The sequence below is a fragment of the Ruegeria sp. Alg231-54 genome (genome assembly GCF_900143525.1).
Classification (GTDB): Bacteria; Pseudomonadota; Alphaproteobacteria; order Rhodobacterales; family Rhodobacteraceae; genus Ruegeria.
This window is the reverse complement of sequence record NZ_FREZ01000029.1, coordinates 1-16,634: the sequence shown is the minus strand read 5'-3', so window position 1 is coordinate 16,634 and position 16,634 is coordinate 1. Positions and strand designations below refer to the sequence as shown.

The 16,634-nt window shown below is 54.0% G+C and carries 12 protein-coding genes and 2 pseudogenes; 9 read left to right on the top strand and 5 right to left on the bottom strand.

Annotation, left to right across the window (positions count from 1 at the left end; translation table 11 throughout):
* Nucleotides 1–41: 41 nt before the first annotated feature.
* A pseudogene (locus DHN12_RS24045) lies at nucleotides 42–845 on the top strand (IS481 family transposase); the annotation flags it as partial.
* A gap of 366 nt (nucleotides 846–1,211) precedes the next feature.
* A complete protein-coding gene (locus DHN12_RS24040) occupies nucleotides 1,212–1,892 on the top strand; it encodes an IS6 family transposase (protein WP_108862460.1) in 681 nt (226 codons plus the stop codon).
* Between the two features lie 255 nt (nucleotides 1,893–2,147).
* Here the strand turns inward: DHN12_RS24040 and DHN12_RS24035 are convergent, their stop codons facing one another.
* Nucleotides 2,148–3,239, bottom strand: coding sequence for a ParB/RepB/Spo0J family partition protein (locus DHN12_RS24035; protein WP_234416782.1), 1,092 nt, complete (start codon nucleotides 3,237–3,239; stop codon nucleotides 2,148–2,150).
* Nucleotides 3,208–4,593: an AAA family ATPase gene (locus DHN12_RS24030; protein ID WP_108862458.1), complete on the bottom strand. Its 1,386-nt coding sequence runs from the start codon at nucleotides 4,591–4,593 to the stop codon at nucleotides 3,208–3,210. The genes DHN12_RS24035 and DHN12_RS24030 overlap by 32 nt, the downstream gene beginning before the upstream one ends.
* Before the next feature lie 579 nt (nucleotides 4,594–5,172).
* On the opposite strand from DHN12_RS24030, the gene DHN12_RS24025 reads away from it, so the two are divergent.
* Nucleotides 5,173–6,432, top strand: a complete 1,260-nt coding sequence (locus tag DHN12_RS24025; RefSeq protein WP_108862457.1) for a replication initiation protein — start codon at nucleotides 5,173–5,175, stop codon at nucleotides 6,430–6,432.
* Nucleotides 6,433–6,460: 28 nt separating this feature from the next.
* On the opposite strand, the gene DHN12_RS24020 is transcribed toward DHN12_RS24025, so the two are convergent.
* From DHN12_RS24020 to DHN12_RS24010, 3 genes are all read right to left on the bottom strand, one after another.
* Nucleotides 6,461–8,767: a Tex family protein gene (locus tag DHN12_RS24020; RefSeq protein ID WP_108862456.1), complete on the bottom strand. Its 2,307-nt coding sequence runs from the start codon at nucleotides 8,765–8,767 to the stop codon at nucleotides 6,461–6,463.
* A 75-nt stretch (nucleotides 8,768–8,842) separates the two neighbouring features.
* On the bottom strand, nucleotides 8,843–9,865 hold the full coding sequence (locus DHN12_RS24015) for an Ldh family oxidoreductase (protein WP_108862455.1): 1,023 nt from the start codon (nucleotides 9,863–9,865) through the stop codon (nucleotides 8,843–8,845).
* Nucleotides 9,866–9,952: 87 nt separating this feature from the next.
* Entirely contained in the window at nucleotides 9,953–10,897 is a 945-nt protein-coding gene (locus DHN12_RS24010) for a c-type cytochrome (protein ID WP_108862454.1), read from the bottom strand.
* Between the two features lie 48 nt (nucleotides 10,898–10,945).
* Between DHN12_RS24010 and DHN12_RS24005 the strand changes: the two genes are divergently transcribed.
* The 6 genes and pseudogenes from DHN12_RS24005 to DHN12_RS23980 all read left to right on the top strand — a co-directional run.
* Nucleotides 10,946–11,518 (top strand): RNA polymerase sigma factor, encoded by a 573-nt coding sequence (locus tag DHN12_RS24005; protein ID WP_234416781.1) that lies wholly within the window; start codon nucleotides 10,946–10,948, stop codon nucleotides 11,516–11,518.
* Nucleotides 11,515–12,261, top strand: coding sequence for a hypothetical protein (locus tag DHN12_RS24000; RefSeq protein WP_108862453.1), 747 nt, complete (start codon nucleotides 11,515–11,517; stop codon nucleotides 12,259–12,261). The genes DHN12_RS24005 and DHN12_RS24000 overlap by 4 nt, the downstream gene beginning before the upstream one ends.
* 66 nt (nucleotides 12,262–12,327) lie before the next feature.
* The gene (locus tag DHN12_RS23995; RefSeq protein ID WP_108862462.1) at nucleotides 12,328–13,401 is read left to right on the top strand and encodes a helix-turn-helix domain-containing protein; all 1,074 of its coding nucleotides are present in this window, start codon (nucleotides 12,328–12,330) and stop codon (nucleotides 13,399–13,401) included.
* Between the two features lie 450 nt (nucleotides 13,402–13,851).
* Nucleotides 13,852–14,154 (top strand): SH3 domain-containing protein, encoded by a 303-nt coding sequence (locus DHN12_RS23990; RefSeq protein ID WP_108862452.1) that lies wholly within the window; start codon nucleotides 13,852–13,854, stop codon nucleotides 14,152–14,154.
* A 426-nt stretch (nucleotides 14,155–14,580) separates the two neighbouring features.
* Entirely contained in the window at nucleotides 14,581–15,612 is a 1,032-nt protein-coding gene (locus DHN12_RS23985; protein ID WP_108862461.1) for an NADP-dependent oxidoreductase, read from the top strand.
* Nucleotides 15,613–15,878: 266 nt separating this feature from the next.
* Nucleotides 15,879–16,634 (top strand): annotated as a pseudogene (locus tag DHN12_RS23980) (DDE-type integrase/transposase/recombinase); the annotation flags it as partial.

The window sequence follows — 16,634 nt, the reverse complement described above, 5'->3', positions numbered from 1 at the left end:
CGTGAAAACCGTTTCCAGACGGCGAAAGCGCCAAACGGTTGAGGACAGGACCAAAGGAGCCGAGATCGACTGTTCCAAGCAAAGATGAAGAGGCGGTGATCGTTGCCTTTTGKCRTCATACTTTGCTACCGCTTGATGACTGTTTATATGCTCTACAGCCCTCCATTCCTCATCTTACACGATCTTCATTGCATCGTTGTTTGCAGCGACACGGCATCTCACGACTGCCTGATATGGATGGGGACAAGCCGAAGCGGCAGAAGTTCAAGCGGTATCCAATCGGCTATTTTCATATCGACATCGCCGAACTCCGGACCGCCGACGGCAAGCTCTTTCTCTTTGTAGCCATTGACCGAACCAGCAAGTTCACCGTGGCCCGACTGGTAGAAAAGGCAAACAGAAAGACGGCTTGGGAGTTTCTGGAGCACCCTCTGGAAGCGGTGCCCTACCGTATCCACACCATCTAGACTGACAACGGCATCCAGTTCGCAGAGCAACCCCGGAACCGGAACACTATCTATTCCAGGCCGATGCGGTTCGACATGATCTGCGAGGTCAACGGGGTTGAACATCGTCTGACAAAGCCGAACCACCCATGGACCAACGGTCAGGTCGAACGCATGAACCGCACCATCAAGGACGCAACCGTCAAGCGGTATCACTACGAAAACCACGACCAGCTTCGCCCGCACTTGGCCGACTTCCTCGATGCCTACAACTACGCCCGTCGTTTGAAGGCACTAAGCGATCTCACGCCATACGAATACATCTGCAAAATCTGGACTTCAGGACCAGATCGATTCATCGTCAATCCAATCCACCAGATGCCGGGACTTAACGCCTAGGGCAGTCCACCTAACCTGATTGCCAAAGATCATACTGAATGTCCGCCTCTGCCTCGAAGAGGTCAGCTCATCGCACCTGAAGCGAAGGACTTCTTTCCGCCCCTCGTGGCGGTATTTTCCATTGCAACAAGGTTCGGCCTGAGGTGGGCTACAACGTTCGATTTCGAACCCGCTATCATCGGCCTGGCCGTTGTTTACGCCTTTGCGGAAACCAGTCGTTCCATAGCACTCTTGAGGGGAATTGCCGGCTGTTCTTGCCGTTCTTCGCAAGGAAGGGCTCTGTCGCAAACTTTGATCGGTATGTTGCTCCTCTGGTAGCTTTGATCCAATTGGTGGTCGGTCTGCGACGATGTTTAGGAGTGTCCGGTGATCGATTTCAAAGGTGCGCACTACCCACAATCGGTGATCCTGTTCGCTGTCTATTTCTACACCCGATACGGCGTCTCGTACCGCGATCTGGAACAGATTATGGCGGAACGTGGTGTGTCGGTCGATCATGCAACGCTTAACCGCTGGGTTGTGAAGTACTCACCCGCAGCCGCTCGCGAGGCACAGAAGCGGAAAGCCAACACCGCTGAATCCAGGCGCATGGAAGAGACTTATCTCAAGGTCCATGGGGAATGGATGCATCTGTATCGTGCCGTAGAACGCGACGGGCAAACCCTTGATTTCATGCTTTCCGAGAAGCGAGACACTAAGGCTGCAAAGAAGCTCTTTGCCAATGCTTTGTACAACAACAGTATCCCGAAACGGATCACCATTGACAAAAGCAGGAGCAACGCAACCGGGATCAAAGAGGTCAACAAGATCTTCAAGCGGCTGACCATCCCTGTCAAAATCGATACCGTTCGCTCAAAGTACCTCAACAACATGATCGAACAGGATCACCGTTTCATCAAAAGGCGAACCCGCCCGATGTTGGGCTTCAAAAGCTTCACCTCAGCTGTAGCGACAATTGCAGGGATTGAGACTGCCAACCTGATCCGCAAGGGGCAGCTGGGATCCTCGGCAAGCGAATTCCGTCAATTTGTAGAGTTCGCCGAATAAATACGTTCAATCAGAGCGATAGCATCGAACCACACCAAAGTTTGCGACAGAGCCACAGAACCCGAGCCTTGTTAGGTTGCGTCGCAAACTTGAGTCCAAGAGATGTTAAGATAGCACAGAGCCCTCTCTCACAATGATCATTATTTAAAGATTTTGCTCACTACATAGCGGAACATGCAATTGCGCGAACTTACTTGATATTGAACAGCCATTGGAAACGGACATCATCCGCTTTTTTCTGGTTTTGCCACGAAACTAGCCAAGGTGGCGCGCAATCTGTTCCATCAGCTCTTGAACATCCTCCTCAGTCACTCCCCGCAAGCGAACTCGAATGCGAACTTCATCTGGCGACAACTCGGCCTGTACTGCCCCCCCTCCAGCTAACTTGATCGGTGTCAACGGCTTGACTAGCTGCGGACGCCCTCCACGGGCCTTCGCGGCAGTAGGTGAAGGAGACGAATTCATTGCACTTTCCAGAGCATCCCATTCGGTTTTTGGGTTGAAAACTTCAGCTTCTGCAAGAGCTTGACGAAGTTTGCTCTGGGCACCCCCTCTCAGCGCCGACGCGAGTTTCAAACCCGCTTTTTCCGAAATCGCCACAGGATGCTGCAGTAAGTCGCCGAGCGCCTCGTGGACCATCGCAAAGCTTCGAACTTTCGATCTCTTGGCTTTGGAGGCGGTCGCAAATAGTACGTCGACTGCCGCCTCAGTCGACTCGAATATCCCCTGTCCGACAGCCAGAACTGCGATGCGTCCACGCTCGTATGGACTCAGATTTAATCGCAGTTCATTTTCCTCAACCATCGACACGTAAGCCCCCTGCCCCGAACCGGCATCCCTCACGAAGGCTGGAATGGTTGCAAACCGATCATCAGTTTTGGACAAACGTCTAAATGCGTCTAAGCGCCTGAACCCCGAGATAAGACCAAAGCCATCTCCTACGCGAGTAACTTCAATGGGTGTGCGCAACCCGTTAGTCCGCAAAGACTCCAGAAGTTCCGCCATAGCCTCTTCGTCTTCGACCATTCGATCTCGACGAATATATTCGGCATCGACCAATTCCAAAGGCAGTATTTCAGCCACCAATCCGGCATCATGAGCGTCTCGCCACCGTGCGGCGTCGCTTTGATCTTTCGCCAACTCGACACGGTCCGTCACAGTTGTCATTCCGCTTAGGGACGCAGCTTCAGCCGCCACCTGAGCAATTGGTGGTGTGGACGACGAACCCTCAAACGGATTCAAAGAAGGTTTCGCCGCGAAACCCGCCTCCAACTCTTGCAACTCGGCTGTATTTGGAACAGCAAGTCTTCTACGTTTAGCCATTCGACTCTCCTCCCAATTGGGCATCACGCCACCAGCAACCTATTAGAACTTCTTTGAATTCCGCGTATGTACGATCAAAAGTTTCACGTCCACGGACATAGGTTTCGCGATTAAAATCTCGGTAGTCAGCCTCGTAAATACCGTTCACTTGTTCACCCGCCTGCCCGACCAAAGCAGTGAAATCTTGTCGGTAGGCGTTCATGAAATCGCCAAAGTACGCCTGGATCACGTTCGCCATATCTGTCTGTTGGCTGGCATCAAATCGGGTAATGATTGCCCGAACGACATCCCATTCGAATTTCAACTCAGGCAATCCTGCTGCTCGTTGTGCGGTGTTTTCCCCATCTTCAATACTTGCGAATGTCGTATAGAGCATGTCAAAGAACCGGCCGGTTGAATCGAACTCCAGGAACGAAGCTCCAAGCGGCACCAAAAGGATGTCAGCCGCAGCCAGTGCGTTGATAGTTAGGTACCCAAGTGCAGGAGGAGTATCAATGAAGACGACGTCGTAATCGTTGAGAACACCCTCATTCTCGAGAAAATTTGTGAGGCCATCCCACAATGGCCAACTTCTTAATCCCATACGCCACACCGGAATCTGAAACTCTGCCCAATACAAATTCAGTTGTGCACCGATAAGGTCAATATTGGGCCAATGGGTTTTCTGAATAACATCGGTTGGGGTTGTATTTAACGCCTCTTGCAGTGTTTCGTCCAAAGGGATTTCGGCCTGCCCGCCGACCTGTCTGACGCGGTTCTCTTCTTGAACAGCCCTCGCGTAATCTTTGGCTATCAGCGGAAATACTGTTTGCCATTCGTCCGCAACTGTTCCGCCAAGAATTGACGTCATCGATCCCTGGCTATCCAAATCGATTACAAGAACTTTGTACCCATCCAATGCCGCAGACATAGCGAGATGAGCCGCAGTTGAAGTTTTGCCAACCCCGCCCTTGAAGTTTGCTACCGATACAACTTTCGCAGGCAGGCCCTCCGGGCGATATGGCAAGTATTCTTTGGTGCTGACACCTTCTGCCGCAAAGTGTTTTCGAAGGATTAGAACCTCTTCAAGTGTAAACCACTTTGACCCTGCTTCTCCTTCTCCTTGTGGAAGCTCTGTATTAGCTTTGAGAACACGTCTTAGGTGAGCAGGCGCTACAGGAATAAGGTATTTTGTGATTTCCCAGATAGAAAAACGACGCAAACGTTTTTCACCGTCGGGCGCATAGCCTCTCCGGGCTAAATCTTCGCGTCCTTTTGCACAGAAAGTGGCAGCTTTTGCGAATCGCGAAGTTCCAATAGGATCTGGCAACTTCGCCGCTGCTTTTTCTGGATCGAGATTAAGATAAGGGGGCAGGGGAGGTTGGTTAGTCTTATTCACTGTCGATACCTCAGGTAATGTTCGCCTTGTCGGCGTATATGGTGCAATGTAGCGAACATTTGGGTGGGAGGCTATCCTACCTTTTCGTTTTTTCCACAGAAGTTGGGGCAACCACCAGGTTTCGCAGCGAAACTCAAACAATCAATGAAAATGAACGCAACAAATCGTTTAGTTTATTTGTAATATTTAGAATCTTTAGGATGAAAAAATATTTTATAGTCAATAGCTTACCTTGCACTTGGTATCCGTTTACGGGGTGTAGAGGACCCTAATACGGGATCATAGGTACCCAAACACAGGTTCTATAGTGTCAAGTTACGGTAAATAGGGGGCCGATTCTCAGGACGATGCTTTTCAGGGTGGAAAAGGCTCTAATTCAAGGTTCAGCGCGTGGAGATATCCTTGTTCTTTGCTTCGAGGGAATCCCATATTAGGTGTTTCTGTGGATAACCTCAGGGCCGCTTCTAATAGGTACCCATCCACGGGATTGAACTAATCCTGTATTTGGGCACCCAAATAAGATTGCAACTTGGGTACCTATCATGCAAACAATAGGAAAACGAGCAGCCAGGCAGAATCATGCCGGATACACAAGTTGACATGGATAATCTCTCAGGCGCGTTACGCCGTGAGACAGTAAAGAAGAACGTCGCCGCGATTCACATCAGTGGCAAGCTGTCGTTGTTGCAACGCAAGTTGTCGAACGTATTGTTGTTGAATGCCTATGATGCTTTAACGTCCGCACCTACCCATACAATTGATGCCAGAACATTGGCGATGATGGTTGGGTATAACTCAAACGACTTTGACACTCTGCGTGCGAGCCTACGGGCTCTGGCCGAAACGGTCGCAGAATGGGATATGCTGGACGAACAGGGGCGCCAAGAATGGGGTGTCTCATCTTTGTTGAGTTTTGCCAAACTGAAGAATGGTATCTGTGAATACGCCTATTCACCGGCGTTGGCGCAAAAACTCTATGATCCTAAGATTTATGCGCTAATAAATGTCCAGATTCAGAGAAATTTTAGTTCAGGGCACGGCTTAGCGCTTTATGAAAACTGCTATCGATTTGTCCGGACAGGGTCGACGGGTTGGTGGGCGCTGGACGTCTTTAGAAAGCTCATGGGCGTCGACGGGAGCGAGTACTATGCCAGCTTCAAGCACCTTAATGCCAAGATCATCAAGCCTGCCGTCGTCGAAGTTAACAAAAGCTCTGATATTCTCATTGAGCCGGAGTTCCAAAAAAAGGGGCGTACAGTTACAGACATCCGGTTCCTGATAAAGGGCAATCCGCAGAAAGCGATGTTTGAGATTGATGATGAAGATGGCGTCCGCAATCTGACAATCTACAAGACGCTGCGCCAGCAAGGTGTGTCCGACAGGTTGGCACGACAATGGATTTCTGAACATGGCGAAGATTATGTTCGGGAAAAGCTCGAATATGCCAAGGGAAGGGATGGAGTTAAATCGACTCTTGGTTTCCTGTCCGCTGCCTTGCGGGACAACTATCAAGCGCCAGAAAAAAAGACGTCGGCGGTGCCAGACCCATCAATGGGTGAAGCTGTAAAGCGCAGGACTGCCGAACAAGAGCAGCAGGACAAGGAATACGAAGCAAGAACTGTAGAGCGGACCGAACGTGCGCGGCGATTGGCAATTGTTGAGGACCTGGTTTCGCGGCGAAACCCAACGCAACGCGATGCCGACAAGCGGCTCTTTCTATCGGGCCTTGATAATGATCTCGACCGAGAACATTTCAGAGCTCATGGGTGGCGATCAGGGTTGAACGCCACAAAGATATTTGAATTCTGGGAGGAGCTTGAACCGGAAGCCTTCACCTGAGCGTTATTTAAATAGTGTGCATCCAGGGCTATTGCTTTTTGAGCGCAGATTTTAAGGCGTCACCAAGTGCGCTGTGGTGCGCGTTTTCTCTAGATTTTGCGTATTGCACCTGTTTCCCTTTTGGGCGGTATGGGCGTTTATCTGAACCCTTGCCGTCCTGTTCTTGACGCGCCGAGGCTCCGCCATCCTTTCGCATGGTCAGAGCAATACGTTTGCGTTGCACTTCAACCTCGACCACGGTGACTTTGACCACCTGGCCCGTTTTCACCACCTCATGCGGGTCTTTGACAAACCTGTCCGCAAGCTGACTGACATGGACCAAACCGTCCTGATGCACGCCCACGTCGACGAAAGCGCCAAACGCGGCCACGTTGGTGACTGTCCCTTCCAGCACCATTCCTGGTTTCAGATCGGTAATCTCTTCGACCCCATCGGTAAACGAGGCGGTCACGAAACTAGGGCGGGGATCACGACCTGGCTTTTCCAGCTCTGAGAAAATGTCTTGCACAGTCGGAAGGCCAAAATCTTCATCCACGAACTGTTCTACGCGCAGCCCTTTCAGGGCACCGTCATGCCCCATGATTTGGCGAATATCACGACCACAGGCTGATACGACCCGTTTCGCAATTTTGTATGCTTCTGGATGCACCGAGGACGCGTCCAAGGGTTCCACGCCATCCCGTATCCGCAAAAAACCTGCGCACTGTTCGTAGGCGCGCGGCCCAAGACGCGCGACGCGCAGCAACTCCTTGCGGGATTGGAACGCGCCGTTCAGATCACGATGCATGACAATAGCCTCTGCAAGTCCGGGCCCAAGACCAGAAACGTGTGAGAGTAGGGGGGCAGAGGCTGTATTCAGATCCACACCCACAGCATTCACAACATCTTCGATTACGGAAGCCAGTGACTGTGACAGGCGATGTTGATCAACGTCGTGCTGGTATTGACCGACGCCAATGGATTTTGGTTCGATCTTTACCAGTTCTGCCAGCGGATCCTGCAGGCGGCGGGCAATCGAAACAGCGCCACGCAGCGATACATCCAGGTCCGGAAATTCACGCGCGGCCAATTCTGATGCCGAATAGACCGAAGCTCCGGCTTCTGAAACGACAACCTTGGTTGGGGCTTTGACGCCCTTCGGCAGCAGTTTTAACGTGTCAGCAACTATCTTTTCGGTTTCGCGGCTCGCTGTGCCGTTGCCGATAGCGATGAGGTCGATCTTATGGGCTGAGATCAAGCGCAGGATCGCCGCCTGCGATCCGCGCAAATCATTTTTGGGTTGGAATGGGTACAAGGTTTCCGTCGCAACCACCTTGCCTGTTGCATCAACGACTGCGGCTTTGACGCCAGTTCGGATTCCGGGATCTAATCCCAACGTGGCCCTCGCGCCGGCGGGTGCGGAGAATAGTAAGTCTTTGAGATTGCGTGAAAAAACGTGAATTGCTTCGTCTTGCGCACGGCTGCGTAAATCGGCCATCAACTCGACCATCATCGAAAGGGACAGTTTTACCCGCCACGTCCAGCCGGCAACTTTCCGCAGCCATTTATCACCGGGTGCATCGCTGCGTGTCTGCAGATGAGCAGCCACCATGGCTTCGGCTCGCGCGGCGCCAGCTTCGGGCTCGGGGGTGATGTCCAGCGTGACGATCCCCTCTTTCGACGCTCGTAACATTGCCAGGGCGCGGTGCGATGGGGTCTTGGCCCAAAGTTCCGAATGATCGAAGTAGTCGCTGAACTTAGCGCCTTCTTGCTGTTTACCCTCGATCACTTTCGAGGTCAGCAAAGCCTCGCGTTGCATGAAATTTCGCAATTCACCCAGAAGGGCGGCGTTTTCAGTCAACCGTTCAGTGATTATGTCCCGCGCGCCATTCAATGCGTCTTTTGTCGTGGGAACTGGCTCGCCAATGTAACCCTGTGCCAGCCCTTCGGGATCGGTGGAACGGTTCGCTAGGATTGCATCGGCAAGCGGTTCCAGCCCGTTTTCGCGCGCAATCATCGCCTTAGTGCGGCGCTTGGGCTTGTAGGGCAGGTAGATGTCTTCCAGTTGGGCTTTGGTGTCTGCCTGCGCGATGGATTTCGCCAACTCGTCGGTCAACTTGTCCTGATCCTTGATTGAACTCAGGATGGTTGCGCGTCGCGCCTCTAGTTCGCGCAGATAGGTCAAACGGTCCGACAAAGTTCGAAGTTGCGTGTCATCCAACCCGCCCGTCACCTCTTTGCGGTAACGCGCCACGAATGGAACCGTGGCCCCTTCGTCCAGCAATTTTACCGCTGCTCCGACCTGTTCAGGGCGGGCGTTGATTTCGGTGGCGATGGTGCGGGCGATGCGGTCCAAGGGGGCCTCCTGAATTCAATTGGGAGGAACTTCTTAGCCAGCCGCACCGCTAAGGGAAAGAGAAGATCGCGGGCCTTACACCTGTTCGGCCAAAACCAGCAAATCTTCGTGCAGGGTTTTCGCGATCTCAACATATCCACGAGCGGTGTTGCGCGCGCGCGCAGCGAAACGTCTTTGCGACGGCAGGCGCGCACCCTGATCGACGATATCGGCAAACAGACGTTCGGCGCGATCATCATTTGCTGCGGCACGACCACCGCTGAACTGGGCGGGGTCAAAGGCCAGAATGATTTCGCCGTGATAGGGCGCCCCGCCTTGGCCCTCGGCAAACTCCATGCTTTCCAGGCTGGTCAGGTCGTCGATCAACGGACCGGCCAACAGCTCGATCATAATCGACAGGGCCGACCCTTTGTAGCTGCCGAAGGTCAGCATCGCCCCCTCCATCGCAGTTTGCGGATCGGTGGTCGGATTGCCGTCCTTGTCTATCGCCACACCTTTGGGCAGGGGCTTACCCGCCCTGTGATAAAGCTCAATCTCACCACGGGCAAAGGCGCTGGTGGCAAAATCAAACGTGAACGGGTCCTTGCCCAGACGCGGCCAGCTAAAAGCCAGCGGGTTCGTACCCAGACTGCCCCGAGTCCCCCCAGCCGGTGCGACCCAACTATGGCTGGGCACCATCGCCATCGCGGCCAGACCTTCTGAAGACAGACTTTCCACTTCGGGCCAAAGGGCCGAGAAGTGAAAACAGCGGTTGATTGCCATTGCAGCGATGCCGTGGGTGCGGGTCTTTTCGATCAGCACAGGCAATGCTTCGCGAAAAGCCAGCAAAGACATGCCGCCGCGCGCATCGACACGAACAATGGCATTGTCCGAAGGCTCAACAACCGGGGCCACATGCCCGTCAATCTTGCCCGCCTTCATGGTGTCATTGCACATGAACAGGCGGAACAACCCATGAGATTGGCAATCGTCGACCTGGCAGGTCGTCAATACATCGGCAATGGCGGCCGCGTGTTCCGGGCCAAACCCCGACTTGGTCAGGATGGACAGGCTGAGGTTCCGGATCTCGTCCAGTGTCAGTTTGACCGTGTCGCTCATGCCGCGCGTCTCCCTTGTCTGAGGTCAGACAAGGGATAGCGTGGCGGTGCGTGTAAAGGGAACCCGCTTTATTGGATTGGTTCAGGTTTAACCCTGTGCTTCGGCTTGCAAATAGGCGATCACATTCACGATATCGGATTCCTTTTTCAGGCCGCGAAACTGCATCTTGTTGCCCGGAACTGCGCCTTTGGGATCCGCCAGAAAAGCGGTCAGGGTGTCGGTTGTCCATACGATACCCGACTCCTGCAGAGGGGCCGAGAACTTAAATCCGTCAGCCTGACCCGCCGTAGCGCCGATAATGCGGTGAAGCGATGGGCCCACCGTATGGCGGTTTTCGTCCAACTTGTGGCATGCGCTGCATTTGCGGAACACCTTCTTACCTGCTTTGACGTTACCTTCGATAGCAACGGCGGCAGTTACGGCGGTGGCGGCAGGTTCGGCTTGGGCTTTCTTTTTGTCCAGGTTGAATATCAGGCGCGCTGTGATGGGTACGGTCCGGGTGATGCCGGGCAAGTCGGCCAATTCCATCAACTTTTCCACACCAGCATCGACGCCTGCATCTTCTGTACTGATGAACACCATGTCATTTGTTGAAACCAAGACGGATGTTTCAGACAGGCGCGCCACAAACATCTCGGCATCAAACGCTACATCTGTGCCTGCCAGCGAAAGCATCGCATCGACATCGACAATCGTGGTTTGGCCAACGCTCAGGGCCGTTACATCTGCCATGTCGAACTGCGCCGTCAGTGATGCTGTACCCGCTTTTTGGAACACGTATTCGACCATACGTTCATTGCGAATGTCGATATTGGTTTCCACCGACGAAAGGTCAATTTCAATATCGGCTTTCCCGTCGGGTCCAACCTGACCGGAGAGACCTGTGAAAGAGTTTACCTCACCCACGGTGTCTTTTTTGATCGAACCATAGGCCAGATGCGAGCCTTCAGGGTCCAGCGTCCAAGTTTGCGCAAGAACCGGGGTTGCAACAATTGCCGACGCAATCGTGACTGCCTTCAACAGAAGTTTCATTTCTTTCCTCCTCGGGTTATGTCAGTCCTGACCCCGCGGGCCCGGTCCGTGAAAAGCAAACACACACAGGTCGCGATTTATTCGATGAGTCCCGATATTTCCTCCGAACAGGCCGTGCGCGGCGCAATCCAGACGCATTCCAAACGGGTCTGGCGGTTTGGTCTTGCACTTTCGGGGGCGTCGGATGTTGCCGATGATTTATTGCAATCGACGTGTCTGCGTGCGTTGGAGCGTCATCATCAGGTTACGTCGTATGATCGGCTGGACAGTTGGCTGATGACGATCTGCCGCTCGATCTGGCTGAATGAGGTGCGCGCACGCTCGGTGCGTAAGGCCCAGGCGCTGTCCGTAACGCCCGAGGCCGAATTGGTTGCGACCGGACCGGATTCAGAAACGAATATTTTCGCCGCTGAGGTGTTTACACAAGTAATGGAGTTGCCAGAAGCGCAGCGGGAGACAGTCATGCTTGTGTTTGTTGAAGGATACAGCTACCGCGAAGCCGCCGCGTTGCTGGAGGTGCCAATAGGCACTATCATGAGCCGGTTGTCCAACGCCCGGCAAAAACTGAAAAACGTGATGCAGCATGATGCGGCAGACACCGTTCGACGGAGTGGCAAATGAAGTTTTCCGACGAGACGCTGAGGGCGTATCTGGAAGGCAATGCGGATGCGGCCGAGGCCGCCGCAATCGAAGCGGCGATCGAAACCGATCTTGCACTGGAACAACGCCTGATGACACTGGACCCGCTGGCATCTGTGGTGCAATCAGTTTTCGAAAACATCCCTGCGGATGCGCCGAAGATTGAATTGCCGCAGCCAATGCCGGTCAGTACGGCCGACACCTCAGGCGGTCTCTGGCGCTTGATGGCAGTTGCCGCGTCGGTTGCCGTCGTGGCCGTGTCCGCAACTTTCTGGGCGACACGCCCAGAGCCAATGGGTTGGGCCGAACAGGCAGCAATCTATCAGTCGCTTTATTCGCCGGACACGATTGAATCGTTGGACAGTTCTCCGGTTGCGCTGGATGCGCAATTTGCGCGGGCTGAGGCACAGTTGGGCCGATCGCTTAACCGGGACACACTTGAGACGCTGCCCGGGCTGGAATTGAAGCGCGCTCAGGTACTGTCCTTTAAGGGAAAACCTCTGATCCAGGTAGTTTTTGCGGATGATCAGGGCCAGCCGCTGGCCTTCTGTGTGATCCGCCAGGGGGAAGGTGCGCCGGCAAAGGATGTCAAACTTGCGGCGATAAGTGGTGTTGCCACTGCGACATGGGCGCAGGGTGGATATGGCTATATGCTAATCGGCAGCAGCGAGCAGACCGATCTTGACCAGCAACTGAACATTCTGACCACAACATTCGCAGGTTGACCGGGGGGCAGGGCGGAATACGTCTTGTGAACCGCACGAAATGTCCGAAATATAGCGGGCATGACGATGAAACCTGTGATGCCGGACCCGGATGAGGACGACGACGCGATCGGTCCTCCCAGCATCTATGACATCGACCCGGCTGAGGAAGATGATCTTTGGTTCCTCCCTCCCGATGAAGGTATGGCACAGGACGTATTTCTGCCCCCCGGTCCGGCAGTCGATCGCCGTCTTCTGTTTGACCCAAGGGATTGGCGCGCGGCGCAGGCCGAGCTGTCTTATGAACTGGCGGAACTGGCGGCCACGTTTGGGGCGTTGGACGAACGTTTGCGCGCAGGGCCGACAGGGTGGGGACACCGGTTGGCGCTGATGGATGTGTCTGATCTGGGCTGGTGGACAGGGGATAGGATCGGTGTCGACCGGCTTGCATTGTGGGTCGGATTACGGATTGGCGCAACCGGCGATGATGTCCAGGCGATGTTCCGGGCAGGCTGGGCCGTGCGCCGTCTGACTGCAGGGGCTGGGCCATCAGAGGGCGGCTGGGCGACTGGCCTGACCGCGTTTCTTGATCGCATGGCACAGGGCATCGAAGACATGCCAGAGGCCGTCGCCGATTTGGCTGAGATTATGCAGAATGCGGAAGGCTTGCATCCCGTCACGCAGGCCGCAATCGGGTTTCATGCCTGGCGCGCCCTTTCAGAAAGCCCTGGTCAGGACACTGAGGCAGCGATCATTGCAGCCCGACATGCTGCGTCGATGGGGCGGGGTGGGGCGATCTTCATGCCGCTGGCGCTGTCGGGTCCGGGGGCGTTGCGCGGGGTTGGCGAACCGCAGGAAAAACTCTCGGCCTGGATCAGGGGGGCAGGGCAGTCGATATTGGCGGCTTTGTTGCACCTGGATCGGGTCAGCGCCTGGGATCAGCGTGCCCGCGAGGCGACAAGTGACCTGAGCGGTCGCACGCCTCCGCGCCTGATCGACGTGCTGACCGCATGGCCTATGGTGTCGGCGCCGCTTGCCGAAGACCTGACGCAAGCTTCGCGCGCTGCAGTGCAACGCAATATCGACCGTTTTATGAACCGGGGTTTGATCCGAGAGGTAACGGGGCAGGGGCGTTACCGGGTCTGGACTGCTGCACTGTAATCTTTGAACAGCCTGCGAAAGGACGTGTCGCAAACTTTCTTGGAGCCTTCAAAACTTGGGAAATTATTCTGTTGGCATTCAGTTTAACGCTAATCTCTGGCTGAATCTGGGCGCAAATAGACCGAAAACCTCGAAAGCCGCCCCCAATTTACCCATTCACACGACAGGCATAGGAATAATATTCCTCGCAAAAAAATTTTGAAACACAACCTGTCGGTCGGCGACTTCATCCCGAGCGGATAACGCGCGAAGAACACTCAGGCAACTTGGCGATACCCATCTATTCGATCATCGGGATCGCGCCGTAAATTTTTTACAACGGCAAAAATCACTGGACCCGACAGTCATCCCCCGGAGCATTGGTAACTCTCACATTTCTGTCTCGGAGTTGTTCCTCTTTTTGACCTGAATTGCTAAGATTGTAGTTGAGGTAACAAGCAGGACATCGCGATGCGCAACGCACTCTTCTTACCCTTGGCGGCATTGTTCCTAGGAGCCATCATTAACGTTGAATCGGCAGCAGCCGCCTCACTCGGACGATACGAGGTATTTGGCGTCGAAGACGGTGACATGCTGAAAATGCGTGGTGGACCTGGTACGGGCTACATTGTGATTGTCGGTCTTCCAAATGGAACCGCCTTACGAGTTCACAGTTGCGAACAAACCGGAGGCACCCGATGGTGCCGCGTTTCTTTGGAGCGTGCACGTGGGCTCAAGGGATATGTCTCTTGGGCATACTTACAAAAAATCTGATACAATGGAGAGGTTTTGTTGCGAAGTTTCTTGCTGACCGAAGAGATCACGCTGAGCTAGCGTGATATGCAGCCAGTTCAGTGAACTGCTGAAATGGACAGATTCCGGGTGTGAATTTCCCTTTGCGGGTCATGTCCTCAACTTCACACTGGCTCAAATTGAAGCGAACATAAAGCCACACCGCGTGGTATTGATTAGAGGAGGATATCGGCGACGCTTGCTGCTGATGGGCGATGAAACCTGCGATGCGGTCTACTTCCAAACCTAGGTGCGAGCAGCGGAACGACGGATAACGTGACGACACCAATCGGTGGCATGGAACCGCGCAACCCGTGCCTGCGTTACTGGCCGAAGTTTTTGGGCTGGACAGTATTTGACAATCTTGTTTGGGTGCGCTGCGGCACACTCAGTTTTCAGGAGATTTCAATGCCCCAAGCATCCGACACCAACCGTCGCATAGTTCTTGCGGAACGCCCCACTGGTCACCCAGACAAAAACACGCTGCGGCTTGAAATCACGGACATTCCAACACCCGGCGACGGAGAGATGCTGGTGCGAACGGTGTACCTGTCTCTGGATCCTTATATGCGGGGTCGTATGAATGACGCGAAATCATACGCTGAACCGGTTCCGATCGGTGGCGTAATGACGGCTCAGGTTGTGGGGCAGGTAGTGGAATCAAACCTCGAAGGGTACGAAGCCGGAGACTACGTTCTAAACACGAGTGGCTGGCAGGATTACGCGATCTCAACTGGTGAGCAGGTCGTCAATCTTGGCAGGACGCCGGACAATCCGTCCTGGGCGTTGGGTATTCTAGGAATGCCCGGCTACACGGCTTATGCGGGGTTGCTGAAGATCGGCGAACCAAAGGCGGGTGAAACCGTTGTCGTAGCGGCTGCGGCTGGACCCGTGGGTGCAACTGTGGGTCAGATCGCCAAGCTAAAAGGGTGTCGCGTGGTGGGGATCGCAGGTGGCCCGGAAAAATGTGAACATGTGGTAAAGAACCTTGGGTTCGACGCATGTATAGAGCACCGAGCGTCTGACCTATCAGCGAGATTGCACGACGCCTGTCCCGATGGCATTGATGTTTATTTCGAGAATGTCGGCGGCAAAGTGCTGTACGCGGTCTTACCGCTTTTGAACCCGTTCGCGCGCGTCCCAGTCTGCGGCGTCGTATCTTGGTATAATCTGCCAGGTTTGCCGGATGGACCGGATATGGGCCCCGTAATTATGGGTACCCTGCTGCGGATGAAAGTCAGAATGCAGGGCTTCATCATTTTCGACAATTTTGGTCCAGAAGTTTATAGCGAATTCGTTCGGGATATGACGGGGTGGCTGAAGGAAGGCTCAATAACCTACAAGGAACATGTGGTCGAAGGGCTTGAAAATGCTCCGGCAGCATTTAAAAAATTGCTGGCTGGAGACAACTTTGGGAAAATGGTCGTAAAGGTAGAGTGAGTTGGGACTGGGGAAAGTTGTTCCTTGCATGCCTCGGCGCCGCAATCTAGTTCGTTCGCGAAACGCATGAGTAATTGTCCGTCAGGCGCACATATTTCGGCGCGCGATTTGACATTCTCTAGACCAGAGCGGGTAGCGCGTTTGGCGTCGTTTTCATGTGCCACGGGCCGACCAACGTAACACAAGACACCCGATGTATTTTGCTACAATTCTTTCCAGGTGTTTGATCCGAAGGTTTGATGGTGCGATCCATTCGATGGAATCTTATGGGACAGATACGTCACGGCTGCGCCACGACAACGCATGTCATCCGCGCAACAATACAGCGATCGCAAGCTTTGAACGCGGAGCTGAGCCGCGAACCTGGAATCAACGTGAAAACCGTTTCCAGACGGCGAAAGCGCCAAACGGTTGAGGACAGGACCAAAGGAGCCGAGATCGACTGTTCCAAGCAAAGATGAAGAGGCGGTGATCGTTGCCTTTTGGCGTCATACTTTGCTACCGCTTGATGACTGTTTATATGCTCTACAGCCCTCCATTCCTCATCTTACACGATCTTCATTGCATCGTTGTTTGCAGCGACACGGCATCTCACGACTGCCTGATATGGATGGGGACAAGCCGAAGCGGCAGAAGTTCAAGCGGTATCCAATCGGCTATTTTCATATCGACATCGCCGAACTCCGGACCGCCGACGGCAAGCTCTTTCTCTTTGTAGCCATTGACCGAACCAGCAAGTTCACCGTGGCCCGACTGGTAGAAAAGGCAAACAGAAAGACGGCTTGGGAGTTTCTGGAGCACCCTCTGGAAGCGGTGCCCTACCGTATCCACACCATCTAGACTGACAACGGCATCCAGTTCGCAGAGCAACCCCGGAACCGGAACACTATCTATTCCAGGCCGATGCGGTTCGACATGATCTGCGAGGTCAACGGGGTTGAACATCGTCTGACAAAGCCGAACCACCCATGGACCAACGGTCAGGTCGAACGCATGAACCGCACCATCAAGGACGCAACCGT